22 protein-coding genes are annotated in these 24,437 nt (G+C 74.0%); 7 read left to right on the top strand and 15 right to left on the bottom strand.

Features of this window, described 5'->3' with window-relative positions; all coding sequences use genetic code 11:
* Positions 1-74: 74 nt before the first annotated feature.
* The gene (gene uca, locus NP075_RS03875) at positions 75-3,713 is read right to left on the bottom strand and encodes an urea carboxylase (RefSeq protein WP_227563957.1); all 3,639 of its coding nucleotides are present in this window, start codon (positions 3,711-3,713) and stop codon (positions 75-77) included.
* A gap of 255 nt (positions 3,714-3,968) precedes the next feature.
* On the opposite strand from uca, the gene NP075_RS03870 reads away from it, so the two are divergent.
* Entirely contained in the window at positions 3,969-4,430 is a 462-nt protein-coding gene (locus tag NP075_RS03870; RefSeq protein WP_227563956.1) for a hypothetical protein, read from the top strand.
* Between the two features lie 12 nt (positions 4,431-4,442).
* On the opposite strand, the gene NP075_RS03865 is transcribed toward NP075_RS03870, so the two are convergent.
* The 14 genes from NP075_RS03865 to NP075_RS03800 form a co-directional block, all read right to left on the bottom strand.
* A complete protein-coding gene (locus tag NP075_RS03865) occupies positions 4,443-5,165 on the bottom strand; it encodes a GntR family transcriptional regulator (RefSeq protein ID WP_227563955.1) in 723 nt (240 codons plus the stop codon).
* Positions 5,166-5,239: 74 nt separating this feature from the next.
* Positions 5,240-5,935: an urea ABC transporter ATP-binding subunit UrtE gene (gene urtE / locus NP075_RS03860; protein ID WP_227563953.1), complete on the bottom strand. Its 696-nt coding sequence runs from the start codon at positions 5,933-5,935 to the stop codon at positions 5,240-5,242.
* A complete protein-coding gene (gene urtD / locus NP075_RS03855) occupies positions 5,935-6,816 on the bottom strand; it encodes an urea ABC transporter ATP-binding protein UrtD (protein WP_227563951.1) in 882 nt (293 codons plus the stop codon). The genes urtE and urtD overlap by 1 nt, the downstream gene beginning before the upstream one ends.
* Positions 6,813-7,988: an urea ABC transporter permease subunit UrtC gene (urtC, locus tag NP075_RS03850; RefSeq protein ID WP_227563949.1), complete on the bottom strand. Its 1,176-nt coding sequence runs from the start codon at positions 7,986-7,988 to the stop codon at positions 6,813-6,815. The genes urtD and urtC overlap by 4 nt, the downstream gene beginning before the upstream one ends.
* Positions 7,985-8,869 (bottom strand): urea ABC transporter permease subunit UrtB, encoded by an 885-nt coding sequence (urtB, locus tag NP075_RS03845; protein ID WP_227563948.1) that lies wholly within the window; start codon positions 8,867-8,869, stop codon positions 7,985-7,987. Before urtB ends, urtC begins: the two co-directional genes overlap by 4 nt.
* Positions 8,870-8,983: 114 nt before the next feature.
* Complete coding sequence (urtA, locus tag NP075_RS03840) at positions 8,984-10,192, bottom strand: urea ABC transporter substrate-binding protein (RefSeq protein WP_227563947.1); 1,209 nt, start codon at positions 10,190-10,192, stop codon at positions 8,984-8,986.
* A 350-nt stretch (positions 10,193-10,542) separates the two neighbouring features.
* On the bottom strand, positions 10,543-11,730 hold the full coding sequence (locus NP075_RS03835) for a glycerate kinase (protein WP_227563946.1): 1,188 nt from the start codon (positions 11,728-11,730) through the stop codon (positions 10,543-10,545).
* Positions 11,727-12,440 (bottom strand): GntR family transcriptional regulator, encoded by a 714-nt coding sequence (locus tag NP075_RS03830; RefSeq protein WP_227563944.1) that lies wholly within the window; start codon positions 12,438-12,440, stop codon positions 11,727-11,729. Before NP075_RS03830 ends, NP075_RS03835 begins: the two co-directional genes overlap by 4 nt.
* An 11-nt stretch (positions 12,441-12,451) precedes the next feature.
* Entirely contained in the window at positions 12,452-13,810 is a 1,359-nt protein-coding gene (locus NP075_RS03825) for a C69 family dipeptidase (protein WP_227563942.1), read from the bottom strand.
* A 56-nt stretch (positions 13,811-13,866) separates the two neighbouring features.
* Positions 13,867-14,691: an ABC transporter ATP-binding protein gene (locus NP075_RS03820; protein ID WP_227563941.1), complete on the bottom strand. Its 825-nt coding sequence runs from the start codon at positions 14,689-14,691 to the stop codon at positions 13,867-13,869.
* A complete protein-coding gene (locus NP075_RS03815; protein ID WP_227563940.1) occupies positions 14,688-15,722 on the bottom strand; it encodes an ABC transporter ATP-binding protein in 1,035 nt (344 codons plus the stop codon). Before NP075_RS03815 ends, NP075_RS03820 begins: the two co-directional genes overlap by 4 nt.
* Positions 15,719-16,609: an ABC transporter permease gene (locus NP075_RS03810; RefSeq protein ID WP_227563939.1), complete on the bottom strand. Its 891-nt coding sequence runs from the start codon at positions 16,607-16,609 to the stop codon at positions 15,719-15,721. The genes NP075_RS03815 and NP075_RS03810 overlap by 4 nt, the downstream gene beginning before the upstream one ends.
* Positions 16,606-17,586: an ABC transporter permease gene (locus NP075_RS03805; protein ID WP_227563938.1), complete on the bottom strand. Its 981-nt coding sequence runs from the start codon at positions 17,584-17,586 to the stop codon at positions 16,606-16,608. The genes NP075_RS03810 and NP075_RS03805 overlap by 4 nt, the downstream gene beginning before the upstream one ends.
* A 37-nt stretch (positions 17,587-17,623) precedes the next feature.
* A complete protein-coding gene (locus tag NP075_RS03800) occupies positions 17,624-19,195 on the bottom strand; it encodes an ABC transporter substrate-binding protein (RefSeq protein ID WP_227563936.1) in 1,572 nt (523 codons plus the stop codon).
* Positions 19,196-19,391: 196 nt separating this feature from the next.
* Between NP075_RS03800 and NP075_RS03795 the strand changes: the two genes are divergently transcribed.
* The 6 genes from NP075_RS03795 to NP075_RS03770 all read left to right on the top strand — a co-directional run bounded on the left by NP075_RS03795 (position 19,392) and on the right by NP075_RS03770 (position 24,404).
* Positions 19,392-19,694: an urease subunit gamma gene (locus NP075_RS03795; protein WP_227563934.1), complete on the top strand. Its 303-nt coding sequence runs from the start codon at positions 19,392-19,394 to the stop codon at positions 19,692-19,694.
* A gap of 82 nt (positions 19,695-19,776) precedes the next feature.
* Positions 19,777-20,115, top strand: a complete 339-nt coding sequence (ureB, locus tag NP075_RS03790; RefSeq protein ID WP_227563932.1) for an urease subunit beta — start codon at positions 19,777-19,779, stop codon at positions 20,113-20,115.
* The gene (locus tag NP075_RS03785; RefSeq protein ID WP_227563931.1) at positions 20,116-21,819 is read left to right on the top strand and encodes an urease subunit alpha; all 1,704 of its coding nucleotides are present in this window, start codon (positions 20,116-20,118) and stop codon (positions 21,817-21,819) included.
* Positions 21,820-22,229: 410 nt separating this feature from the next.
* Positions 22,230-22,775, top strand: coding sequence for an urease accessory protein UreF (locus NP075_RS19135; protein WP_227563930.1), 546 nt, complete (start codon positions 22,230-22,232; stop codon positions 22,773-22,775).
* Positions 22,768-23,583, top strand: a complete 816-nt coding sequence (ureG, locus tag NP075_RS03775; RefSeq protein WP_227563929.1) for an urease accessory protein UreG — start codon at positions 22,768-22,770, stop codon at positions 23,581-23,583. Before NP075_RS19135 ends, ureG begins: the two co-directional genes overlap by 8 nt.
* Positions 23,580-24,404 carry an urease accessory protein UreD gene (locus NP075_RS03770; protein WP_227563927.1) on the top strand — a complete coding sequence of 275 codons (825 nt, stop codon included), beginning with the start codon at positions 23,580-23,582 and terminating at the stop codon, positions 24,402-24,404. Before ureG ends, NP075_RS03770 begins: the two co-directional genes overlap by 4 nt.
* Positions 24,405-24,437: the final 33 nt, after the last annotated feature.

The following is a 24,437-nucleotide window of genomic DNA, read 5'->3' as shown; positions in this document are numbered from 1 at the left end:
GTCGGGTGGTGCCGGGTCGTGGCGGAGGTGGAGAGGCGCGCACGCGGCGGGAACGCGCGCACGCGGCGGACCGGTCACGCGCCGACCGCCAGCACCGCGAGCGGCGCGCCGGCGGTGACCTGCTGGCCGGGCTCCACGAGCACCCGCACCACGCGGGCGTCGGACGGCGCGGCGACGGGCAGCTCGAGCTTCATGGCCTCGAGCGCGACGAGGAGGTCGCCCGCGCGCACCCGTGCGCCGGGCGTCGCGGCGACGCGCCAGACGCAGCCCACCATCGGCGCCGCCACCAGGACGTGCCCGGCGGGCAGCTCGTCCGGCGGCGGCCCGTCCGCGGCACCCGGCGTCACCGGCTCGGCACCGGGCGCCGGGCGCGGCGCGTCCAGCTCGCCGGCCAGGGCCCACGCGCGGCGCTCGCGGGCGAGCGCCGCCGCCTGCCGGTCCCGGGAGCGTGCGATGTCGTCGGCCTGCGCCGCGAGCAGGTCACGGTGCTCACGGGCCGAGAACGTGCCCTCCTCGACCAGCACGTCGAGCCGGCCCGCGGCGCACGCCGCCCGCTGCTCCTCCAGCTCGTCCGCGCCGACCGGGTGCCACACGATGCGGTCGAAGAAGCGCAGCAGCCAGGGCACGCCCGGCTCGAACGGCGGGTGCTGGCGGTGGCCCGACCACACGGGCAGCGTGCGTCCGACGAGCTGGTAGCCACCCGGGGAGTCCAGCGCGTACACGCACAGGTACTGGCCGCCCAGCCCGACGGACCCCGCGGCCGTCCAGGTGCGGGCCGGGTTGTACTTGGTCGTCATGAGCCGGTGCCGCGGGTCGAGCGGCACCGCCAGCGGGGCGCCCAGGTACACGTCGCCCAGCCCGATCACGAGGTACTCCGCCGCCGTCATCGTGGCCAGCACGTCCTCGACCCCCGCGAGGCCGTTCATGCGTCGCACGAGCTCGACGTTCGACGGCAACCAGGGCGCCCCCGCCCGCACGCCGGCCGCGTACCGCTCGACGGCCTCGGCGACGACCGGGTCGTCGAACGACAGCGGCAGGTGCACCCGCCGGGACGGGACCACGAGGTCGTCGGCCGGGGGCAGGCCCGCGTCGAGCCCGACCAGGACGTCCACGAGGTCGGGCGCGGGCAGCACGTCGGGCTCGACGCGCACGTGCAGGCTCCGGACACCGGGCGTGACGTCGACGACGCCGGGCACCGCCCGCGCGCGCAGCGCCTCGGCGAGGGCGTGCACCCGCAGGCGCACCGCGAGGTCGAGGACGGGTGGCCCGTACTCCACGAGGACGTGGTCGTCGGCGCCGCGCAGGTAGACCGCCGCGGGGCGTCCCGCCGGGTCGTCACGGTCCGCCGGGACGCGCGCGAGCACGCCGTCGTCGCCGTCGGGCCCGGTGCGCAGGTCGGCGGGCAGGCGGGCGGCGGCGCGCCGGGCCGGTGAGGCGCGCAGCGCGTCGGCCGTCGCCGCGGCCACCGGCACCAGCCGCACGGTGTCACCGGGCCGGATCTGCCCGAGCCGCCAGCGGTGCCCGGCGACCACCGCCAGCGGGCACGCGAACCCGCCGAGCGACGGCCCGTCCGGGCCGAGCAGGATCGGGGTGTCGCCGGACAGGTTGAGCGCCCCCACGCCGTACGGGGTGTCGTGCACGTTCGAGGGGTGCAGGCCCGCCTCGCCGCCGTCCGCGCGCGCCCAGCGCGGACGCGGCCCGGCCAGCCGGATGCCGGTGCGACCGACGTGCGCCTGGACGTGCCAGGTGGCGTCGTACAGCGTCCGCAGGTCCTCGCGCGTGAGGTACGTCGGCGCGGCCTGCGGCCCCTCCTGGACGGCGAGCTCCCAGGCGTGCGTGAGCCGGGGCCGCGCCTCGGCGGGCACCGCAGCCACGGGTCCGGCGTCGTCCGGGACGGTCGCGGGCACCAGGACGTCGCCGACCGCGAGCGCGCGCCCCGTGTAGCCGCCCAGCCCGCCGAGCGTGAACGTCGCCGCCGAGCCGAGGTACCGCGGCACGTCGAGGCCGCCGCGCACCAGCACGTACGTCCGCAGGCCCGGCCCGGGCGGCGCCCCGACGTCGAGCACGGCACCCGCGGGGACGTCGACCGGCTCCCACTGCGGCACGGGCGTGCCGTCGACGGTCACCGGGGCTCGGGCGCCCGTCACGCAGACGACGGCCGCGTGGCTGAACCGCAGCCGCGGGCCGAGGAGCGTGCACTCCAGCCCGGCGGCGCCCTGCGGGTTGCCGAGCGCGGTGTTGCCGAGCCGGAACGACAGGTCGTCCATCGGTCCCGACGGGCAGATGCCGACGTGCCAGTACCCGAGCCGCCCCGGCCAGTCCTGCACGGTCGTCATGACCCCCGGGCGCAGCACCTCGACCCACGGCTCGTCGTCGACGACGCCGGCCAGCGTCGTGGTCGTGTGCCGGGCCGCGCGCACGTCGGCGTCGGCGACCGCCGCACGCAGCAGCGGCAGGTTGGTGGCGACGCCGTGCACCGCCGTGCCCGCGAGCGCGGCGGCGGCGGCGTCGAGCGCCCCGGCCCGGTCCTCGGCGTGGACGACGACCTTGGCGAGCAGCGGGTCGTAGTGGGTGGACACCTCCTGGCCCGCCTCGGCCCACGTGTCGACGCGCACGCCCGGGGGGAACGTGACCGACGTCAGCAGGCCGGCGTCGGGACGGTGGCCGCGGCGGGGGTCCTCGGCGTGGACGCGGGCCTCGACGGCGTGCCCGCGCACCGGCGGGCCGGTGTCCGGCAGCGCGGCGAGCTCGGCCGCCAGGTCCGCGTCGCCCCGCGCCAGGCGCAGCATCCACGCGACGAGGTCGACGCCCGTGACCTCCTCGGTGACCGTGTGCTCGACCTGCAGCCGCGCGTTGACCTCGAGGAACGCGTGCTCGCCGCGCTCGACGTCGACGACGTACTCCACGGTGCCGGCCGACCGGTACCCGGCCGCCGCCGTCAGGGCGCGCGCGGACGCGGCGAGCTGCTCGCGCAGGCCGGCCGGCAGCGCCGGTGCCGGAGCCTCCTCGACCACCTTCTGGTGGCGGCGCTGCAGCGAGCAGTCCCGGTCCCCCAGGCTCAGCACCCGCCCGGTGCCGTCGCCGAACACCTGCACCTCGACGTGCCGCGCGCGGCGGACCAGGCGCTCGAGGTAGACGCCGTGGCGGGCCGTCGGGAGTGCCGCCACACGCGCGTACGCGGTGCGCAGCCCGGCGGGGTCGTCGCACACCCGCATCCCCGTGCCGCCACCCCCGCCGACGGCCTTGAGCATCACCGGGTAGCCGATGCGCTCCGCGGCGGCGAGCGCGTCGTCGAGGTCGGCCAGCAGCCCGCTGCCGGGGAGCAGCGGGACGCCGGCCACGCGCGCCGCGGCCCGCGCGCGGTGCTTGTCACCGAACACCGCGAGCTGGGCGGGGGTCGGGCCGACGAACACCAGCCCGGCCGCCTCCACCGAGGCGGCGAAGCCCGCGTCCTCGGCCAGGAACCCGTACCCGGGGTGCACGGCGCCCGCGCCCGTCGCCCGCGCGGCTGCGAGGACCGCGTCGGCACGCAGGTAGGACTCGACGGCGGGCGCGGGACCGATCCGCACGGCCTGGTCGGCGATCCGCACATGGGGTGCCGCGGCGTCGGCGTCGGAGTGCACGGCGACCGTCCGCAGGCCGAGCGCCGACGCCGTGCGCAGGACGCGCACGGCGATCTCGCCGCGGTCGGCCACGAGCAGGGTGTCGAACACGGGGTCCCTCGGGTCGGCGCCGCAGGCGCCGTGGGTATACACGGCGGTATCCGGACCGTAGGAACCCCCTGTTACCCGGGGCGGCGCGCGTCGTAAACGGTGGGTTACGACGGGTCGGCCCGGTCGTCCGTGGCCCGCGCCCCCGCGGCGGGAAGCGCTGTTTCACCCGTGGCGGCGGGGGCGTCGACGGCCCGTCCCCGCCCGGCCCCGTCTATGTTGGCCGTCCCGTCGCCCCACCCGGAGGACCCGCACCCCATGGCACGACGTCCCCTGACCGCCCTCGCCGCGGCCCTCGCGCTCACGGTCACCCTGGGCGGGTGCAACGCCATGCGCGAGCAGACGTCGGGCACCCCGCGCAACGAGGACGACGTCCCCGTCACCCGGGCGGTGAAGGAGGCCGTGCTCGCGGCCCTGCCGGACGCCGTCGACACGCACTCGACGCACCACCTCGACGGGTTCGCCCTGCAGCTGACGGTCACGGTCGTGTGGCCCGCCGAGACGGCGCTCGACGCGGCCGCCGTCCGTGCGGGTGCCATCGCGATCTGCGAGAACCTCGAGGGCTTCGACCTCGTGCGGTACGGCTTCCACCGCGACCCGGACGGCCGCTTCGACCTGGAGACCCTGTGGCCCGAGGCGTTCCCGGACGCGGCCGACGCCGTGCGCGACACCGACGTCCGCATCTGGGAGGACGACTGCGCGGCGCTGCTGGCGGCCTGAGCGGCCCGGCGGTCAGCCGTTGACCGCCATGCGCGCCATCGCGTGCGACGCCCGCTGCATGACCACCTCGAGCGACTCCCCCACGTGCTGGTGCAGCGCCGTCAGCGCCTCGCCCAGGCGCTCGGCGAGCACGAGCTCGAGGATCTCGATGTGCTCCGCGATGGTCGCGGTGATGCGCTCGTCCTCGACGAAGTCGTGCATGCGCACCGCGCGGATCTTCTGGTTGACGGCGACCAGGGCGTCGGTGAGCTGCGCGTTCCCCGACGCCTGGGACAGCGCGCGGTGGAAGCCCTCGTCGAGGACCACGAAGCTCGGGTCGGGCTCCGGGACGTCGTCGCGCAGCTCCTGCCAGCGCGCGAGCTCGGCACCGAGCAGCGCGCGGTCGTGCTGGACCTGCGGGTTCTCGATGGCCCGGGCGACGCCGCGCAGCTCGAGGGTGATGCGCAGCTCGTACAGGTCGCGCAGCGACGCGAGGGACGGCACGACGACGGCGTAGCCGAAGTCGGTGCGCTCGACGAGCCCGTCGGACAGCAGCCGGGACAGCGCCTCCCGCACGGGGGTGCGGGACACGTCGAACGCCCGGGACAGCTTGGGCTCGGTGAGCCGCTCGCGCGGTGAGACGCGGCCGTTGAGGATCTCGTCGCGCAGCTGCTGGTACACCTGCTCGCGCAGCGACCCACCGGCCGCAGTGCCCGTGGGCCCCGCGGCCGCGAGGCCGTGCGGCCCGATCGGCATGCCCCCCACGCTAGCCCTCCGCCTCCCGCGTCCCCGGGCCGTTCGCCGCCCCGGGGTTCATCCGCACGACGACCTCACAGTGCCATCGCGGCACGCACGTCACCCTCCTGGGCGACCCCGCCGGCCCCCTGCGCCGTGACGCGCCCCGACTCCAGGACGTAGTAGTGCGACGACGCCGCGAGCGCGAAGCCCACGTGCTGCTCGACGAGCAGCACCGACAGCCCGCCCGCGCCCGCGAGCTGCACGACCGCGTCCTCGATCTCCGCGACCACCGACGGCTGGATGCCCTCGGTCGGCTCGTCGAGCACGATCAGCCGCGGCCCCGTGATGAGTGCGCGCGCGATCGCGAGCTGCTGGCGCTGCCCGCCGGACAGCAGCCCCGCTCGCCGCCCGAGCAGCCCGCGCAGCGCCGGGAACAGGTCGAGCGCCTCGTCGAGCCGCCGGGCCCCCGCCGGCCCGGCGACGTCGGCCACGAGCTGCAGGTTCTCGCGCGCGGTGAGCTGACCGAACGACTGCTGCCCCTGCGGCACGTACGCGAGACCCGCCCTCACGCGCTGGTGCGGTCGCCACCGCGTCACGTCCTCGCCGCCCAGCAGGACGGCGCCCGACCGCACGGGCAGCAGCCCGACAGCGGCCCGCAGCAGCGTCGTCTTGCCGGCGCCGTTGTGCCCCATGACCGCGACGACGGCACCGTCGGGCACCTCGACGTCGACGCCGTGGACGACGGCCGTGCGGCCGTACCCCACGTGCACCCCGCGCAGCTGCAGCATCACTCCACCCCCGTGCTCGTGGCCGACGCGGCGTCGGGGGCGGGCGTGCCGCGGCCCCTGCCGTGCGCACCGGACCCCAGGTACACCTCGACGACGCGCGGGTCGGCCTGCACCTGCGCCACCGTGCCCTCGGACAGGACCCTGCCCTGGTGGAGCACCGTGACGGACGCCGCGAACGCCCGCAGGAACTCCATGTCGTGCTCGACGACGACGACCGTGCGCTGCTCGCCGATGCGCTGCAGCAGCAGGCCCGTCTCCTCGCGCTCGGCCTGGCTCATGCCCGCGACGGGCTCGTCCAGCAGCAGCAGCCGCGCGTCCTGGACGAGCAGCATCCCGATCTCGAGCCACTGCTTCTGCCCGTGCGCGAGGATCCCCGCGGGCAGGTCCCGGACCTTCGTCAGGCCTACGGTCTCCAGCGCGGCCTCCACCTCGGGGGACACGCCGCGTCGGCGGCGCAGCATCGTCAGCGGCCCGCGGCGCGCACCGGCGGCGATGTCGAGGTTCTGCAGCACGGTGAGCTCGTCGAAGACGCTCGCCGTCTGGAAGGTACGCCCCACCCCGGCCCGCACGATCTTGTGCGACGGCCTGCCGAGCAGCTCGACGCCGCCGAACTGCACGGACCCTGTGGCCGGCGCGAGGCCGGTGATCGCGTCGACGATCGTCGTCTTGCCGGCGCCGTTGGGACCGATGAGGAACCGCAGGTCGCCCTGCGTGACCGTCAGGTCGACGCCGTCGACGGCCACGAACCCGTCGAACACGACCCGCAGGTCCCGGATCTCGAGGTAGTCGTGCCGGAACCGGGCACCGGGCGCCGCGAGGACGGCCTCCAGCGCCTCGGGGTCCAGGCTGCCGGTCGCGTCCGGGCCGATGTCGGCGCTCATGCGTGCCTCCCTGCGGTGCTGGCCGTGCCGGCGTCGTGCGCGGGTGCCTCGTCGGGCGTCCCCGTGGCGGGTGCGGGCTGGTCTCTCGCGTCGCCGGACGCGCCCCGGCGCCGGCGCCACAGCCCGCCGAGGGACGCGAACCCCTGCGGCAGGAAGGCGACGACGAGGATGAACAGCGCACCCTGGAAGTAGGTCCAGAACGACGGGAACTGCTCGGACAGGCCCGTCTCCGCCCACGAGACGGCGACCGCCCCGAGCACGGGACCGAGCAGGGTCGCGCGTCCGCCGATCGCGACGCCCACGAGGAACCCGATGGACGGGATCACGCCCACGTCGGCGGGCGAGATGATGCCGACGACCGGCGCGAACAGCGCCCCGCCGATGCCGGCGAAGCACGCGGCGACCGCGTACGCGACGACCTTGACGTTCGCCGGGTCGTACCCGAGGAACCGGACGCGGTTCTCCTGGTCGCGCACCGCGACGAGCAGCTCGCCGTAGCGCGAGACCATGAGCAGCCGCACCACGACGACCATCGCGATGAGCACGCCCGCGGCGATGAAGTAGAGCATCCGCTTGTTGACCGGGTCGGCCAGGTCGAACCCGAAGAACGACCGGAACCCGTTGAGTCCGTTGGTGCCGCCGGTGACCTTCTGCTGGCCGACCAGCAGGATCGCGAACGCGGCGGCCAGGGCCTGCGACAGGATGGCGAAGTACGCACCGCGCACCCGGCGGCGGAACACCGCCAGGCCCAGCAGCGCGGCGATCGCGGCGGGCAGCACCAGGATGGCCAGCACCGTCACGACGGGGCTGCGCAGCGGCTCCCACCACCCGGGGACCACGCCGTCGCCGTACAGCAGCATGAAGTCGGGGACCCCGCCCGGGCCGGCGTCGGACAGCTTCATGTGCATCGCCATGAGGTAGCCGCCGATGCCGAAGAACACGCCCTGGCCGAGCACGAGCATGCCGCCGCGCCCCCACGCCAGGCCGATGCCGACCGCGACCATCGCCAGGCACAGGAACTTGGCGAGAAGGTTGAGGCGGAAGTCCGACAGCAGCGCGGGCGCCAGGCCGAAGAGCACGACCGCGGCGACCGCCACGCCTCCCCACACCCGCACCGCGGGGCGTCGCCACCAGGCGCCGGCCGGCGCCGCCGTGACCTCGGGGGCGCTCACGCCAGGCTCCTCGTCCGCACCGAGACCAGGCCCTGCGGCCGGACCTGCAGGAACGCGACGATGACGACGAAGAGCAGGACCTTCGCCAGGCTGGCCGTCGTCGAGTACTCGAACGTGGCCTGCAGGATGCCCAGGGAGAACGCCGCGATGACGGCGCCCTTGAGCTGCCCGATGCCGCCGACGACGACCACGAGGAACGCGTCGACGATGTAGTTGGTGCCCAGCGTCGGGCCGATGGACCCGAGCAGGGTCAGCGCGACGCCCGCCACCCCGGCGACGCCGGAGCCGACGAAGAACGTGAGCCGGTCGGTGGCGCGCGTCGAGACGCCGGACGTCTCGGCCAGGTCGCGGTTCTGCACCGTCGCGCGGATCCGCCGGCCCAGCGACGTCATCCTCAGCACGAGCGACAGCGCGACGACGCAGGCGATCGCCAGCGCGAGGATGAACAGGCGGGTCTTCGGCAGGTTCATGCCGAGGACCGGCACGGCGCCGGACAGCCACGCCGGTGCGCGCACGTCGACGTTGGGGGCGCCGAACACGTCGCGTGCGAGCTGCTGCAGCACGAGCGCCACGCCGAACGTCACGAGCAACGTGTCCAGTGGTCGCCGGTACATCCGGGAGATCAGCGTGACCTCCAGCAGCAGGCCCAGCAGACCGCCGACGACGAACCCGACGGGCAGCGCGACGAGCAGCGAGACGCCCGCGTCGGGGATGAAGGTCTGCAGCACGAAGGCCGTGTACGCGCCGGCCATCATGAACTCGCCGTGCGCCATGTTGATGACGCCCATCTGACCGAACGTCAGGGCCAGGCCGAGCGCCGCGAGCAGGAGCACCGAGCCGAGGCTCAGGCCCGCGAAGAGCTGGGAGAACAGGGCGTCCATGCGGCGCCGCCTTCCGTGGGGTGGTTCGACGTCCCCCGCGGGTGGCCCGGTCCTCACCTGGGACCGGACCGGGCCACCCGCGTCAGGGATGCGTCCTGACGTGCAGGACAGGACTCAGGACAGGCCCTCGGCCCAGTCGTAGCCCTCGAGGAACGGGTCCGGCTCGATCGGGCCGTCGGACTCCCACACGGGGTAGATGAGGCCGTCGGCGTCGATCTTGCCGATGTACGCCGTCTTGGCGATGTGGTGGTTGTCGCCGTTCACCGTGACCGTGCCCTCGGGGGCGTCGAACGTGACGCCGTCGGCGGCCTCCTGGATGTCCGCGACGTCGAAGGACTCGGCCTTCTCGACCATGCCCTTCCACAGGTACAGCGAGGTGTACGCGGCCTCCATCGGGTCGGACGTGGGGCGGTCCTCGCCGTACTCGGCCTTGAACGCCGCGACGAACGTGGTGTTCGCCGGGGACTCGACCGTCTGGTAGTAGTTCCAGGCGGTGAGCTGGCCGACGATGTTGTCGACGCCGATGCCGCCGACCTCCTCCTCGGCGATCGACACCGAGACCACGGGGGTGGCGTCCACGGTCAGGCCGACGTTCTTGTACTCCTTGAAGAACGCGACGTTGGAGTCGCCGTTGAGGGTGTTGAACACCGCGTCCGCGCCGGACGACTTCAGCTTGTTGACGATCGTCGCGAAGTCGGTGTGCCCGAGCGGCGCGTACTCCTCGCCGACGATCTCGATGCCGTTCGCCTCGGCGTAGGCGTTGATGATCTTGTTCGCCGTGCGCGGGAAGACGTAGTCGGACCCGACGAGGAAGACCTTCTTCTTGCCCTGCTCCTTGAGGTAGTCCATGCCGGGGATGATCTGCTGGTTGGTCGTGGCACCCGTGTAGAAGATGTTCTTCGACGCCTCGAGACCCTCGTACTGCACCGGGTAGAAGAGCAGCGAGTTCTTCGACTCGAAGACCGGCAGCATCGCCTTGCGGGACGAGGAGGTCCAGCCACCGAAGACCGCGGCGACGCAGTCGGAGGAGATGAGCTTCTCGGCCTTCTCCGCGAAGACGGTGGGCTCGGACGCGCCGTCCTCGGCGACGACCTCGAGCTGCTTGCCGAGCACGCCGCCGGCGGCGTTGATCTCCGAGGCGGCCAGGTCGAGCGAGTCGCGGACCGTCTGCTCGGAGATCGCCATGGTGCCGGACAGCGAGTTGAGGAACCCGATCTTGACCGAGTCGCCGGACGTGTCGACGCACGAGGCGCCCGCGGACGCCGACGCGGTGCCGGCGTCACCGGACGCGGTCCGGGCGCCGCACGCCGACAGGGCGAGCACAGCCGTGAGCGCGGTGGCCGAGACGGCGAGCGCGCGCTTCCGGGACGTCCGCGCAGGGAGGGGGTGAGGGGTCAACGGAGTGCCTTTCGATCAGGACGAGCTGGCGGTCGGTGCCGGGCTCGGGCAGCGACCCACCGCGTGCCACCGCGCTGTGTCCCACGGCGTATACAGGCCGGTGCCCATGGCGCAGGACGCTAGGGACGCCGTGTTTCGCGGATCGCCCGCGTTCGGTAAACATCGGGTTTCGTCCCGCCCGCTCGCGTCGCGACCCCGCGCCGACCCGGCAGCGCCGGGCAGCACGAAGGCGGTGGACCGTCAGGTCCACCGCCTTCGTCGGGTCACGCACCGGGTCACCCGGTGACGCCCACCCCCGCCTGCGTCGACGCGCTGCGCAGGTGCCGCTGCGCCAGCAGCGCCCCGGCCCGCTCCAGCAGGGCGGGTGCGTCGGTCATGCACGTGCGCACGTCGGGCTCGAGCTCCAGCAGCGACACGGCGCCCTCGACGCCGAGCCCCTGCAGGGCGTCGGCCGGCAGGTCGCACCGCCCCGAGACGACCAGCAGACGCTTGTCGAGCGTGCGCGCGGTCTGCGCCACCCCCGCCACGACCTTGCCGCGCAGCGTCTGCTCGTCGACGCGCCCCTCCCCGGTGACGAGGACGTCGGCGCTGCGGGCGTACTCGTCGAAGCCCACGAGCTCCTTGACCACCTCGATCCCGCTGCGGTACTCCGCGCCGAGGGCCGCCAGGAGGGCGTAGCCCGCGCCGCCGGCCGCCCCGGCACCGGGCCGGCCGGCTGCCTCGCGGTACGCCGGCCCGTAGGTCGCGGTGGCCACCTCCACCAGGCGCGCGAGCCCGCGTTCGAGCCGGTCGACGTCCTGCGCGGTGGCGCCCTTCTGCGCCGCGAACACCCGCGCGGCGCCGGTGGGACCGAGCAGAGCCGAGTCGACGTCCGCGACGAGCGTGAAGGCGACACCCTCCGTCGACCGTCGGACGCCGGAGAGGTCGACCGTGGCGAGATCGTCCAGGCCCCCGCCGCCCGGGAGCAGGTCGTAGCCGTCACGGTCGAGGAACCGGCCGCCCAACGCCGCGAGGAGGCCGATGCCGCCGTCGGTCGACGCGCTCCCGCCGACGCCGACGTAGACGTGGTCGGCGCCGTCGTGGATCGCCGCCCGCACGAGCTCGCCGACGCCGGACGTCGTGGCATCCAGCGGGCTGCGCCGTGAGCCGCACAGCGCCAGACCTGCCGCGTCGGCGAGCTCGACGAACGCCGCACGCCCCCGGCGGTGGTACGGCGCGTCGACGGGCGCGCCCAGCGGACCGGTGACGGTCACGGTCCGCGGCGTGAAGCCGGCCGCCACGAAGCACGCGGCCGTCCCCTCGCCGCCGTCGGCCATCGGCAGGCACACGACCTCGCACCCCGGCCGGCCGTCGGCCGGCACCTCCCCCAGCACGCCGCGCACGCCGGCGGCCACCGCCTCGGCCACGCCGAGGGCGGACAACGAGCCCTTGAACTTGTCGGGAGCCACGAGGACCCGGATCACGTCACCGGTCCCGTCGCGTCCGGCCCCGTCGCGTCCGGCCCTGCCGCGTCGGCCCGCGCCGACTCGGCGATCCACTCGAAGGCCCGCACGACGTGCTCGCGGGAGCACTCGGAGACCTCCTCGACCTCGCCGCGGCGGATCGCCTCGATGATCTCGCGGTGCTCACGCCACGACACGCTCACCCACGACGTGCTCGACGTCCGGCGCATGACCCGCTCGATGTCGCGCCAGTTGGCCCGCAGGAACCTCAGCATGAGCTCGCTGTCGGCGGCCTCGTAGAGCAGGGTGTGGAACCTGCGGTCGAGCACGGCCAGCTCGACGCCGTCGTGCGTCCGGTCGGCCTGCTCGCACAGCTCGGTCAGCTGCGCGGCGAGCCGCTCCCGGTCGGCGTCCGGGTAGCGGGCCACCTTCGCGGCGATGAACGGCTCGAGGCAGGAACGCGCCTCGTAGATCTCCCAGGTCGCCTTCATGCTGACCTCGGCGACCACGGAGGTGCGCCGCGGGCGCGCCTCGACCAGGCCCTCACCCTCCAGCACCCGCAGCGCGTGCTTGACCGGCTCGCGGCTCACGCCGAGCTGCTGGGCGAGGTCCCGCTGGACGAGCTGCGACCCCGGGGGCAGCCGGCCGTCCATGATCGCGTCGCGGATGCGGTCCACGACGAGCACCGCGAGCGCGGGCGGGTCGACCGCGTCCATCCGTTCCGGGCTCATGGGGTCCGTCCTCATGCGGTCGCGGGAAGGGACGCGCCGGTGCCGACGTCGTCCAGGTAGGTGGCCCTGCGGTCGGTCGGGGGCACGCGGCCCTCGAAGCCCGTGCGGTCGACGAGGTCCGCCACGTGCTCGACGTGCGCCTGCGCCGCGGCGAGCGCCCGGCGGGTCAGGTCCGCACGGCCGTCCGCCGGCGTCGCCGCCTCGTCGGCCAGCAGGGCCGCCTGCTGGACGTCGACCAGCCGGGCGACGACGGGGTGCAGCACGTCGAAGTAGCGCTCGACCCTGCGCTGCGTGGTCTCGGTCCGCCACCAGAGGTCCGGCCCGGCCAGGCTCTCGGGGCGGCGCAGCTCCGCCGGGACCTCGAGGTCGTTCCAGAGCGGGACGAAGACCGACATGCACGGCGAGGCGAGGGACGCCCAGATCGTCGCGTTGCCGCGCCCCGGGTCCCCGTGCAGCTCGGCGACCGTGCTCGCGGCCGTCTCGAACCCCTCCGCGGTCGCGGCGTGCATGCACAGCGAGCCCTCGCTCGACGCGCTCGGCGCCCAGTCGTTGCCCGTCTTCCCGGAGTCGTCGCTGTGGTCGCGCAGGAAGCCCATCATCGTCGCGGGCACGACGCCCGCGCGGGTCCCGTCGCCGGCCAGCAGGCTCCCCGAGCGTCCCAGGCGCGCACGGCACGAGGGCAGCCGGTCGAGCCCGGTGTCGGTGTACGCCAGGGTCCAGCTGAACGGCTGCGACGGGTCGTGCCAGCCGTTGTCGACCGCGTGCTGCACGGCGTCACGCGAGATCAGGTCGTACTCGGTGCCGATCGAGTACACGTTCGAGATGGACGCGACGTCCGTGACCTGCCGCGCGACCCAGTGCCGGGCCGACGTCTCCAGGACCCACGCCGTGGTGGGGTCCGCGAAGATGAAGCTGTTCTGGTACGCGGTCTGCCCCTCGAAGGAGCACGACCCGGACTGCCCGTGCTCCTCGAGCAGGGCCGTCACCAGGTGCAGCGCCTCCGTCGCGGTCGTCGCGCGCTCGAGGGCGATGCGGACGTAGTCCATCCCCAGGAGCCCGGGCTCGACCGACGCCTCGTCACGCGACCACGCGGCCTCGTTCCCCACCGCGAGACCGTGCTCGTTGATGCCGTGCTCGAGGCCCCAGATCCACCACGGCTGCGACCCGATGAAGGCGTGCGTCCGCTCGACCTGGGGGATCGCGACGTGCGTGCACTGCACCATCGGCTCCTCGTGGGTCGCACGTGGCTGCTGGACCAGGTACTGCGCCTCGTTGGGCTCCCGGTCCGAGTTCTTCGCGAAGACCGGGTGGCCGGAGGCGGTCACGGAGCCGAGTGCGACCATCGTGTCGCACGACGGGGAGAACTTCATGGGAACGTCCCTTTCTCGTAGGTGCCCGGCACCGCTGCGGCGCCGCGGGGCGTGCGTCAGACGGTGCCGGCGACGGCCGGCCGCTCCCGCTGCGCGCGGTTCTCGAGGCTGCGCTCCACCGACGGTGCGACGCTGACCAGGAGCTGGGAGTACTCGTGCCGTGGGCTGTACAGGACCTGCGTGGCGCTGCCCTGCTCGACGAACCGGCCCTTGAGCATGACCGCGACCTCGTCGGCGAGGATCTTGATGACGTTGAGGTCGTGCGAGACGACCACGTACCCCAGACCCCGCTCCTCCTGCAGGTCGATGAGCACGTTGAGCACCTGGGCGCGGACCGACACGTCCAGGGCGGAGACCGGCTCGTCGAGGAGCAGCGTCTGCGGGTCGAGCACGAGCGCCCGCGCGATCGCGACGCGCTGGCGCTGCCCGCCGCTGAGCGTGCGGATGCCGCGGTCCAGGGTCCGCTGCGCGAGCGACACCGACTCCAGCGCGCGCAGGATGCGGGCGCGGCGGTCCTGCGAGCTGCCCAGCCGGTGGATGGCGAGGGGCTCCTCGAGCGCCTGCGCGACCGTCGCGTTCACGGGCAGCGACGTGTAGGGGTCCTGGAGCACCAGCTGCACCCGCCGGCGGTACGCCCGCATCTCCTGGCGGGACATCCGGCCCACGTCCTGGCCCTCGTACGTCACGCGCCCGCCGTCGGCGGGCAGCAGCCCGACCAGGCACTTGAGCAGCGTGCTCTTGCCCGCGCCGCTCTCGCCGACGATGCCGAACGACCGGCCGGTGCCGAGCGTGAAGCTGACGTCGTCCACCGCCGGGGCGGCGTCCGGGCCGTGCGCGAACGACTTCGTGAGCCGCTCGCAGACGAAGCTGTCCGTGGTCACGGGGCCACCGCCTCCAAGGGGTTGTGGCACGCGCGCAGCGTGTGCGTGCCGGGGACGAGCGGGGGTGTCTGCGTCACGCACCGGTCCGTCGCGTACGCGCACCGCTCCGCGAACGCGCAGCCGGGTCCGAGCCGGGACAGGTCCGGCGGCGTGCCGGGGATCGTCGGCAGCCGCGTGCCGGCGGTGATCCGCCCGGTGGGGACCGACTCGATCAGGGCCCGCGTGTACGGGTGCGCGGGGCGCGTGAGCACGTCCGCGGTCTCGCCGTGCTCCACGATCCGCCCGGCGTACATGACGACGATCTCGTCGCTGACCTGGCTCACGACCCCCATGTCGTGGCTCACGATGATGACCGTGGTCGAGTACTCGACCTGGATCCGGGCGATCGCGTCCAGGATCTGCGCCTCGACGGTGACGTCCAGGTTGGTCGTCGGCTCGTCCGCCAGGATCAGCTTGGGGCCGTGCACCAGGGCCATCGCGATGAGGATGCGCTGGACCACGCCGGACGACAGCTCGTACGGACGGGTCGCCATGAGCGCGGCCGCGTCGTCGAAGCCGACGTCGGTGACCAGGGCCAGGGCCCGCTCGTACGCCGCCGGGCGGGAGACCCGCTCGTGCAGGCGCACCGCCTCGACGAACTGGTCGCCGACCTTCACCACCGGGTTGAGCGCACCGGCCGGGTTCTGGAACACCGTCGAGATGTCCCGCCCGCGGATGCGGCGCAGCGCCGCCTCCGACGACTGCGTCAGCGAGACCCCCTCGAACACCACGTCACCGCGCTCGACCACGCCGGGCGGGTCGATCAGGCCCAGGATCGAGCGCAGGAGCACGCTCTTGCCGGACCCGGACTCGCCGACGATGCCGACGGTGCGTCCGGCCTGCACGGTGAACGAGACGTCGTCGAGCGCCTGGACGCGCCCTCCGTCGCCGTCGGGGAAGGACGTCGTCAGCCCCGTGACCGCCAGGAGCGGGTCCCGCTCCCGCGGCCGGTCGAGCAGTGCTCCGGTCCCCGCTGCGGGCTGAGCCGTCATGACTGCCCCTTCCTCTCCCGAAGTGCCACCCCGACGAGGTTGATGCCGAGGATGGCGGCGAACGTGACCAGCCCGGGGATCACGGAGATCCACCACGCGGAGGTGATGAACTGCTTGCCGTCCGCCATGATCGAGCCGAGCGACGGCGAGTCGGGGGGCGACCCGATGCCCAGGAACCCGAGCGTCGCCTCGAACAGGATCAGCGCCGCCATGTCGAGGACCGCCAGGACCGCCAGCGGTGCCAGGGCTGCGGGCAGCAGGTACTTGCGCAGCACCCGCAGGTTCCCGCCACCGAGGATCTTGATGCCCTGGACGTAGTTCGCGTCCTTCTCCAGCCGCGTGGAGCTGCGCACCGCCCGGGCGTACGCCGGCCACACCGCCAGGCACAGGACGAGCGTCAGGGAGACGTAGCTCGGCTCCGCGATCGACAGGATCATCACGGCGAGCACGATGAACGGCAGCGCCATCTGGACGTCGGTGAGCCGCATGAGGACCGTCTCCACGGCCCCGCCGTAGTAGCCGGCCACCAGCCCGACCAGCAGGCCGATGCAGATCGCCGCCGCCACCGCGGAGCCGGAGATGAGCAGCGACGCGCGCAGGCCGTCGGCCACCCGCAGCAGCAGGTCCCGCCCGATCTGGTCGGTCCCCAGCAGGTGCCCGTCGCTCAGCGGCGGCAGGTACGCCCGGCCCGGGTCCACGCGGCCCGCGTCCTCGGGTGCCAGCAGCGGCACCAGGAAGGCGAGCGCCGCCGTGGCGAGCACGACGCCGTACCCGGTGAGCAGCAGCGCGCTCTGGCGCCGCCACCAGCGGACGACGGGGTGCCGTCGGGGTGCGGTCGTGCCGGCCGGCGACGTCGCCGGCGCCCTCGTGCCCACGTCCGCGGTCATGCTGCGCTCCCTCCTGCCGTCGCGACGGTCGCCGTCGCGCGCGGCGCACGTGCCGGTCGGCGACGCGTCGGCCGCATCCGGGGGTCGAGGTACCCGTGCGACAGGTCGATGACCAGGTTGAGCAGCACGAAGACCAGTGCGGTGGTGATCGTGATCGCCTGGATCAGCGGGTAGTCCCGGCGCAGCACGGCGTTGAGCGTGAGCAGCCCCAGGCCCGGGTAGTTGAAGATGTACTCGATCACCACGGCCCCGCCCAGCAGGAAGCCGAGCTGGACGCCCAGCAGGTTGGTCACGGACACGGCCGACAGGCGCGCGCCGTGGCGCAGGATGATCTGCCACACCGACGCACCCCGCGAGCGCAGGGCCTCGGTGAGGCTCCCGTCGAGCGTCGTGACGAGGTTGTTGCGGATGCTCTGGGTGAGCAGGCCGACCAGCGAGACCGCGAGCGCGATGCTCGGCAGGACGAGCGAGACCGGCCCCACGTACCCGACGGTCGGCAGCGAGAGCGCCGACGCCACGAGCGTGATCCCGACGAGCGCGATGAGGAAGTTCGGCGTCGACTGCGCGACGATCGAGAACCCGAGGACCGCGCGGTCGGTGACGGCCCGCCGGTGCCGCGCGGCGAGCGCGCCGAGCGGCATCGAGACGAGCATGCCCAGGACGAGCGCCGTCACGACGAGGTACAGCGTGTACGGCAGTGCGTCGCCGATCAGGCCGAGCGTGCTGCCGTCGAAGAAGTACGACGTCCCGAAGTCCCCGGTGACGAGGTCCCGCAAGTAGGTCAGGTACTGCACGCCGAGCGGCTGGTCGAGGCCGAGGGAGCGCCTGACCTCGGCCTGCACCTCCGGCGAGCTGGTGGGTGCGATGACCCGCGCGGGGTCTCCGGGGATGAGACGCAGGGCGAAGAACACCAGCGTCGCGACCCCGAGGAGCACCACGACGGTCTGCCCGACGCGTCGGGCGATGGATCTCAGCATTCGACAGATCTCCTTTGATCCTTCGAGGTGCGACGGCTCACTTCGCGAGGAACGCGTCCTCGATGCGGTGGTAGGAGGTGGGGGGCACCTCGAGGTCGCGGACGTTGCGGGAGTAGGCCGTGATGAGCTCGCTCGTGAACATGGGGAACTCGAGCATCGACTCGTTCAGCGCGGGCATCAGCCGGTCGTCGATGAGCCGCCGGCGCTCCGCCCCGTCGAGGGCCGCCATCTGCGCGGCGAGCGCGGCGTCGACGTCGGGGTCGTTCACCGACGTGACCAGCGCGTTGCCGAAGAGCGACATCATCACGCTGTTGGCGTCGTACGAGCCGAGGAACCAGCCGTGGTCGTACAGGTCGCCCATCTCGGGGTCGAACAGGCCCTGGTTGTACCGGGCCGTCTCGAGGGTCGTGAGCTTGGCGTCGATCCCGACGTCGGCGAGGTTCTGCACGATGACCTCGCCGTACTCCTTGGTCATCGGGTAGAAGCCGACGGAGACCATGAGGTCCAGCGTCCGCAGCCCTTCGCCCCCGGGGTACCCCGCCTCGGCCAGCAGCTCGCGCGCCCGCTCCGGGTCGTACGTCGGGAAGGTGGGCGAGTCGCTGTGGAACTCGTGGCTCGGGGAGAAGTACGACGTGTTCACGGTCCCGCTGCCCTGCAGGACGACCTCGACGATCTGCGGCACGTTGATCGCGTGGGCGATCGCCTGACGCAGCAGGGGGTTGTCCATCGGCGGCTTGGCGGCGCGGAACGCGAGCCACTTCGACTCGACCGTGGGGGTCCGGGTGATCGCCAGGCGCGGGTCGCTCTCGACGTCCGCGACCTGGTGCGGCTCGACCCGGTCGATGATGTCCGCCTGCCCGGAGCGCAGCGCGGCGAGCCGGGTCTGGCTGTCCCCCACGTACCGGAAGACGTAGTCCTTGATCTTGGGCTCCTCGCCCCAGTAGTCCTCGTTGACCGTGAGGTGGACGCCCTTGGCCTCGCTCTCGTACGACACCCAGCGGTAGGGGCCCGTCCCGACGAACTTCTCGTCGAGCGTGCCGGCCTCGATGAGCTCGGACGGCGCGACGACGCCGGCCGCGCCCGTGGCGAGCAGGCCCGGCATCGGGGCGAACGGCTCTCCGGTGTGGATGTCGACGGTGTGGTCGTCGACCACGTCGGCCGTGAACGGGCGCGGGAACGCGAGGGACCAGGCGACCTCGGGGCTGGACACGTACTCGATCGACGCCTTGACGTCCTCGGCGGTCATCGGGGTCCCGTCGTGGAACGTGACGCCCTCGCGCAGGCCGAGGCGCCACGTCGTCGGGGCCACGTTCTCCCAGGTGAGGGCGAGACCGGGCTGGAACTCCCCGTCCTCGTCGACGCGGACGAGCGTCTCGTACGCGGCTCGCTGCAGGCGGTCCTGGGCGAGGATCGTGTGGTCGAAGGGGTCCCAGTCCCCGGACAGGTTCTCGGCCGACAGGAAGGTCACCTTCCCCTCGGGCTCGGCCGGCGGCGCCGCGTCCGCGGGTGCCACCGCCATGTCCTGCGCGGGGGCGCAGGCCGTGACGACGAGGGCCGCGACGGCGGCGAGGCAGGACAGACGGACGCACCGACGATTCAGATTCACCATTGACTCCGAACTTGGGTTTTGGGATCCCATCTGCCAGGAGTATGTCCGACGGGCGTGACGCACGCAACACCCGTCCCGCCCGGATCGGGACCGAGGTCCCTCGACGCGGTGCGCCCGACGCACCGGGTGTAAACATTCCGTTTCGGCTGTATACGTCTGCGGATACCGCGTCGTGCGGGGACCTAGGGTGCCCGTCATGAGGCTCACCCCCGCCGACACCGAGAAGCTGCTGCTGTCCGTGGCCGGCATGGTCGCGCGCGACAGGCTGGCCCGTGGCGTGCGGCTCAACCACCCCGAGGCCGTCGCGCTGCTGAGCACGTGGGTGCTCGAACGTGCCCGCGACGGCGTGGGGGTCTCCCAGCTCATGGCCGACGGCCGGACGGTGCTGCGGCGGGACCAGGTGATGGACGGCGTCCCGGAGATGCTGCACGACGTGCAGGTCGAGGCCACCTTCCCCGACGGCCGCAAGCTCGTCACCCTCCACACCCCCATCGCCTGACCCGAACCCCCGGTCCCGAGAGCGAGGAACCGGGGCGTCGGTGGCCCCGATCTCTCTCCCTGGCCAGACCGAAGGAGCACCCATGGCAGGCACGTCCGGCGACGGACCCGGCGCGGTGCGCACGCGCGCGGGCAGCGTCGTGCTCAACGGCGACCGCGCGGACCACGAGCGGATCACGCTCGTGGTCGAGAACACCGGCGACCGGCCGGTGCAGATCGGGTCCCACCTGCACCTGCCGGACGCCAACCCCGCCCTGGCCTTCGACCGCGCCGCGGCCCACGGCTTCCGGCTCGACGTGCCGTCGGGCACGTCGCAGCGGTTCGAGCCCGGGGCGTCGCGGTCGGTCGACGCCGTCGCGATCCGCGGTGCGCGCCGCGTGCCCGGCATCCGGCTGGGCAAGACGGACGGGGGTGCGCTCTAGATGGTCGAGATCTCACGCGCGCGGTACGCCGCGCTGTACGGACCGACGACGGGCGACCAGGTGCGCCTCGGCGACACCGACCTGTGGATCGAGGTCGAGCAGGACCTGACCGTCGGCGGCGAGGAGGCCGTGTTCGGGGGCGGCAAGTCGATCCGCGAGTCCATGGCGCAGGGGTCGACGACCCGCGCGCAGGGCGCCCCGGACACCGTGATCACCAACGCGCTCGTCCTCGACTGGTGGGGCGTGGTCAAGGCGGACGTCGGCATCCGCGACGGGCGCATCGTGGCCCTGGGCCGCGCCGGCAACCCCGACGTGGCCGACGGTGTCCACCCCGACCTGCGCATCGGCCCGTCCACCGACGTCATCAGCGGCGAGGGGCGCGTCCTCACCGCCGGCGGCATCGACGTGCACGTGCACTTCCTGTCGCCATCGCAGGTGCACGAGGCGCTCGCGACGGGCCTGACGACGCTCGCGGGCGGCGGGACCGGCCCGTCGGAGGGCTCGAAGGCCACCACCGTGACGCCCGGTGCGTGGCACCTGCGCGCGCTGCACCGCGCGCTCGACACCGCACCGGTGAACCTGCTGCTGCTCGGCAAGGGCAACACCGTCAGCGCCGAAGGGCTGGCCGAGCAGGCCCTGGCCGGTGCCGGCGGCTACAAGGTGCACGAGGACTGGGGGTCCACGCCCGCCGCGATCGACGCCGCACTGCGCGCCGCGGACGACTGGGGCCTGCAGGTCGCGCTGCACTCGGACTCGCTCAACGAGGCCGGGTTCGTCGAGTCGACGATCGGCGCGATCGCGGGCCGGTCCATCCACGCGTTCCACGCCGAGGGCGCCGGGGGTGGGCACGCGCCCGACATCCTCACGGTCGCCTCCCTGCCGCACGTCATCCCCGGCTCGACGAACCCGACGCTCCCCCACACCGTCAACACGGTGGCCGAGCACCTCGACATGCTCATGGTCTGCCACCACCTCAACCCGTCGGTCCCGGAGGACCTCGCGTTCGCCGAGTCCCGGATCCGTGCGACGACCATCGCCGCCGAGGACGTCCTGCACGACATGGGGGCGCTGTCGATCACGTCGTCGGACGCCCAGGCGATGGGCCGCATCGGCGAGGTGATCACGCGGACGTGGCAGGTCGCGCACGTCATGAAGCACCGCCGCGGGGCCCTGTCCGCGGCCATGCCGGCCGACAACGAGCGCGCCCGCCGGTACGTCGCGAAGTACACGATCAACCCCGCGGTCGCGCACGGCATCGACCACGTCGTCGGGTCCGTCGAGGTCGGCAAGCTCGCCGACCTGGTGCTGTGGGACCCGCGGTTCTTCGGCGTCCGGCCGGACGTGGTGATGAAGGGCGGTGCGATCGCGTGGGCCGCGCTGGGCGACCCGAACGCGTCGATCCCCACGCCGCAGCCCGTCCTGCAGCGGCCGTCGTTCGGCGACGCGACCGGCGCCGACCACTCGGTCACGTTCGTCTCGCCCGCCGCGCTCGACGACGGCCTGGCCGACCGCCTCGGGCTGCGCCGCCGGCTCGAGGGGGTGCGCCCGACGCGCGACGTCGGCAAGGCGCAGATGGTCAACAACGACGCCCTGCCGCGCATCGAGGTCGACCCGGAGACGTTCACCATCCGCATCGACGGCGACGTCGTCGAGCCCGCCCCCGCCGACGTCCTGCCGCTGGCCCAGCTCTACTCGATGTTCTGACCGTGACGCCCCTGCCCCCCGACGGTGCCGTCGCCGCCCCGCCCTCCGGTCCCGACGCGGACCGCACCGGCCGTGACGACGGCGGTGCGAGCGTGCTGCTTGTCCTCGCCATGCTCGCCGACGCCCGCCTGCCCACGGGGGCCCACGCCCACTCCGCAGGCCTCGAACCCGCGGTCCAGGCAGGCCTCCTCACCCCCCACCCCCCGCGAGAGTGCAATCCAGTCACCCCCCACCCCCCGCGAGAGTGCAATCCAGCCACGGTCCCGACCCCTTCCCCCCAGGGCGGGAGCAGCGAACGTGACCGGATTGCACTCTCACGACAGGAGGGGGTGGGGCCGAGGCAGCCCGAGCGTGACTGGATCGCACTCTCGCGGGGGGAGGGAGGGCGGGGGGTCGAGGACGTTCGGCGGGTGCCCGCGCTGGCCGCCACGCGGCTGCGGACCGTCACCGCGACGGAAGCGGGGGCGGCCGTCGTCGCGCGGCACGTGTGGCTCGAGCGCGGCGACCTCGCGCCCGTCGAGGACGCGTGGGCGGCGCGGACCCCGAGCCCGGCCGTGCGCGACGCCGCCCGGCGCCTGGGCCGCGGGTACCTGCGGCTGGCCCTCGCGCTGTGGCCGGACGCGCTCGACGGCGCGTTCGCCCCGCGTGCGGCTCCCCCGCGGCCGCTCGTCGCGGGGGCGATCGGCGCCGTGACCGGGCTCGACGCCCTGCAGGTCGCGCTGCTCGTCGGCTACGACGACGTGCAGACGATCGCGTCGGCCGCGCTCAAGCTGACCCCGCTCGACCCCGCGACGACGACCCGGTGGGTCCTCGACCTGCACCCCGCCGTCGCACGCATGGCGGCGTCCGTCGCCCACCTGACCGACCCGGACGACATCCCGTCGGCCGGCGCACCGATGACCGACGCGTGGGCCCAGGCCCACGCCGGCACCACCCGGAGGCTGTTCCATGGCTGAGCCCGTCGTCCCCACCACCCCGGCCCGCGCGTTCCGGCTCGGCGTCGCCGGCCCCGTCGGCACCGGCAAGACGTCGCTCATCGCGCTGCTGTGCCGGGAGCTGGCCGACGAGCTCGAGATGGGCGTCGTCACCAACGACATCTACACCGACGAGGACGCGCAGATCCTGCGGGCCGCGGGCGTGCTGGAGATCGACCGCATCCGCGCGGTCGAGACGGGCGCGTGCCCCCACACCGCGATCCGCGACGACGTCACGCCCAACCTCATCGCCGTCGAGGACCTCGAGGCCGACCACGGCCCCCTCGACCTCGTCCTCGTGGAGTCCGGCGGCGACAACCTCACGGCGACGTTCTCCCCCGCCCTGGTCGACGCGCAGATCTTCGTGCTCGACGTGGCCGGCGGCGGCGACGTGGCGCGCAAGGGCGGACCGGGCATCGCCCGCGCGGACCTGCTGGTGGTCAACAAGACGGACCTCGCGCCGTACGTCGAGGTGGACGTCGAGCGCATGCTCCACGACGCGTCGCGGGCACGCGACGGTGCGCCCGTCATCGGCCTGTCGCGGCACGACCGCGCGTCCGTCGCCGCGCTGACGACGTGGGTGCGGGACATGACCGCCGAGGTCAGGGCGGGCCGTCACACGCCCGTGGACCCGGGGCCGATGGCGCCGCACACGCACGTCGACGAGGATGGCGCCGTGCTGGTGCACGCCCACGACGGCGCGGCCGAGCACGCGCACACGCACCGGGGGGTGGACGTCCTGCAGGTCACGCACGAGCACGCGCACGCACAGCCGGCGGAGCGCGGATGACGCGCACCCGCGTCGCCGTCACGCCCGACGGTCGCGTCGAGCTCGACGGCGACCTCGTGCGCGCCCGCCGCCTGCCCGACGAGGACGGCCGTCTGCGCGTCGCGCTCGTCGCGTCGCAGGCGCTCCTGCTCGCCGGGGACGACGTGCGGATCGAGGTCGACGTCGCGGCCGGGCGCGCGCTGGAGATCGTCGAGGTCACGGGCACGGTCGCGTACGACATGCGCGGGGGCCACGCGTCCTGGATCGTCGACGTGCGGCTCGCGGCGGACGCGGTGCTGGTGTGGCCGAGCCTGCCGTTCGTCGTCGCCGACGGCGCGGACGTCCTGCGCCTGACGCACGTCGACCTGGCGCCCGGCGCCCGGGCGGTCCTGCGCGAGACGCTCGTGCTCGGGCGCAGCGGCGAGGCGGGCGGACGTGTGCGCACGACCGTCCGCGCCCGGCTGGCGGGCCGGCCGCTGCTGGTCGAGACGTTCGTCGCCGAGCCGGCGTCCGTGCTCGACCCGGCGCTGCTCGACGGCGCCCGGTGCCTGGACACGCTGCTCGTCCTCGGCGCGCGCCTCGACCACCCGGGCGCGCTGCAGCTGGAGCGCGAGGGGACGATGCTGCGCGCGATGGCCACGCGGGCGCACGACGCGGACCTCGGGGGCGTCGTCGCCGACGCCGTCGAGGCGGCGACGTTCCCGGGCGCCGGCCGCACGGAGGTCGTCCCGCCCGCGCGGGCCCGCGCCCGGCGTGGGGCCCTGGCCGTCCCGACCGCGTCCGGGCACGCCGACGCGGCCGTGACCTCGGCCGTGACCCCGGCCGGCGCGCCGGCAGGCTGAGGCGACCGGGCCACTTCCTCGCAGGTGGCTGCT

It is taken from the genome of Cellulomonas wangsupingiae (assembly GCF_024508275.1).
Classification (GTDB): Bacteria; Actinomycetota; Actinomycetes; order Actinomycetales; family Cellulomonadaceae; genus Cellulomonas; species Cellulomonas wangsupingiae.
Note: the sequence above shows the minus strand (reverse complement) of the source record. Positions and strands in the feature narration are given on the sequence as shown.

What these genes read in the sequence shown, in the direction of transcription:
- NP075_RS03870 (WP_227563956.1), top strand. Translation starts at nt 3,969, where the DNA reads ATGGCACGACGTCCCCTGACCGCCCTCGCCGCGGCCCTCGCGCTCACG.
- NP075_RS03865 (WP_227563955.1), bottom strand. Translation starts at nt 5,165, where the DNA reads ATGCCGATCGGGCCGCACGGCCTCGCGGCCGCGGGGCCCACGGGCACT.
- urtE (WP_227563953.1), bottom strand. Translation starts at nt 5,935, where the DNA reads ATGCTGCAGCTGCGCGGGGTGCACGTGGGGTACGGCCGCACGGCCGTC.
- urtD (WP_227563951.1), bottom strand. Translation starts at nt 6,816, where the DNA reads ATGAGCGCCGACATCGGCCCGGACGCGACCGGCAGCCTGGACCCCGAG.
- urtB (WP_227563948.1), bottom strand. Translation starts at nt 8,869, where the DNA reads ATGGACGCCCTGTTCTCCCAGCTCTTCGCGGGCCTGAGCCTCGGCTCG.
- NP075_RS03830 (WP_227563944.1), bottom strand. Translation starts at nt 12,440, where the DNA reads ATGAGCCCGGAACGGATGGACGCGGTCGACCCGCCCGCGCTCGCGGTG.
- NP075_RS03825 (WP_227563942.1), bottom strand. Translation starts at nt 13,810, where the DNA reads ATGAAGTTCTCCCCGTCGTGCGACACGATGGTCGCACTCGGCTCCGTG.
- NP075_RS03815 (WP_227563940.1), bottom strand. Translation starts at nt 15,722, where the DNA reads ATGACGGCTCAGCCCGCAGCGGGGACCGGAGCACTGCTCGACCGGCCG.
- NP075_RS03810 (WP_227563939.1), bottom strand. Translation starts at nt 16,609, where the DNA reads ATGACCGCGGACGTGGGCACGAGGGCGCCGGCGACGTCGCCGGCCGGC.
- NP075_RS03805 (WP_227563938.1), bottom strand. Translation starts at nt 17,586, where the DNA reads ATGCTGAGATCCATCGCCCGACGCGTCGGGCAGACCGTCGTGGTGCTC.
- NP075_RS03800 (WP_227563936.1), bottom strand. Translation starts at nt 19,195, where the DNA reads ATGGTGAATCTGAATCGTCGGTGCGTCCGTCTGTCCTGCCTCGCCGCC.
- NP075_RS03795 (WP_227563934.1), top strand. Translation starts at nt 19,392, where the DNA reads ATGAGGCTCACCCCCGCCGACACCGAGAAGCTGCTGCTGTCCGTGGCC.
- ureB (WP_227563932.1), top strand. Translation starts at nt 19,777, where the DNA reads ATGGCAGGCACGTCCGGCGACGGACCCGGCGCGGTGCGCACGCGCGCG.
- NP075_RS03785 (WP_227563931.1), top strand. Translation starts at nt 20,116, where the DNA reads ATGGTCGAGATCTCACGCGCGCGGTACGCCGCGCTGTACGGACCGACG.
- ureG (WP_227563929.1), top strand. Translation starts at nt 22,768, where the DNA reads ATGGCTGAGCCCGTCGTCCCCACCACCCCGGCCCGCGCGTTCCGGCTC.
- NP075_RS03770 (WP_227563927.1), top strand. Translation starts at nt 23,580, where the DNA reads ATGACGCGCACCCGCGTCGCCGTCACGCCCGACGGTCGCGTCGAGCTC.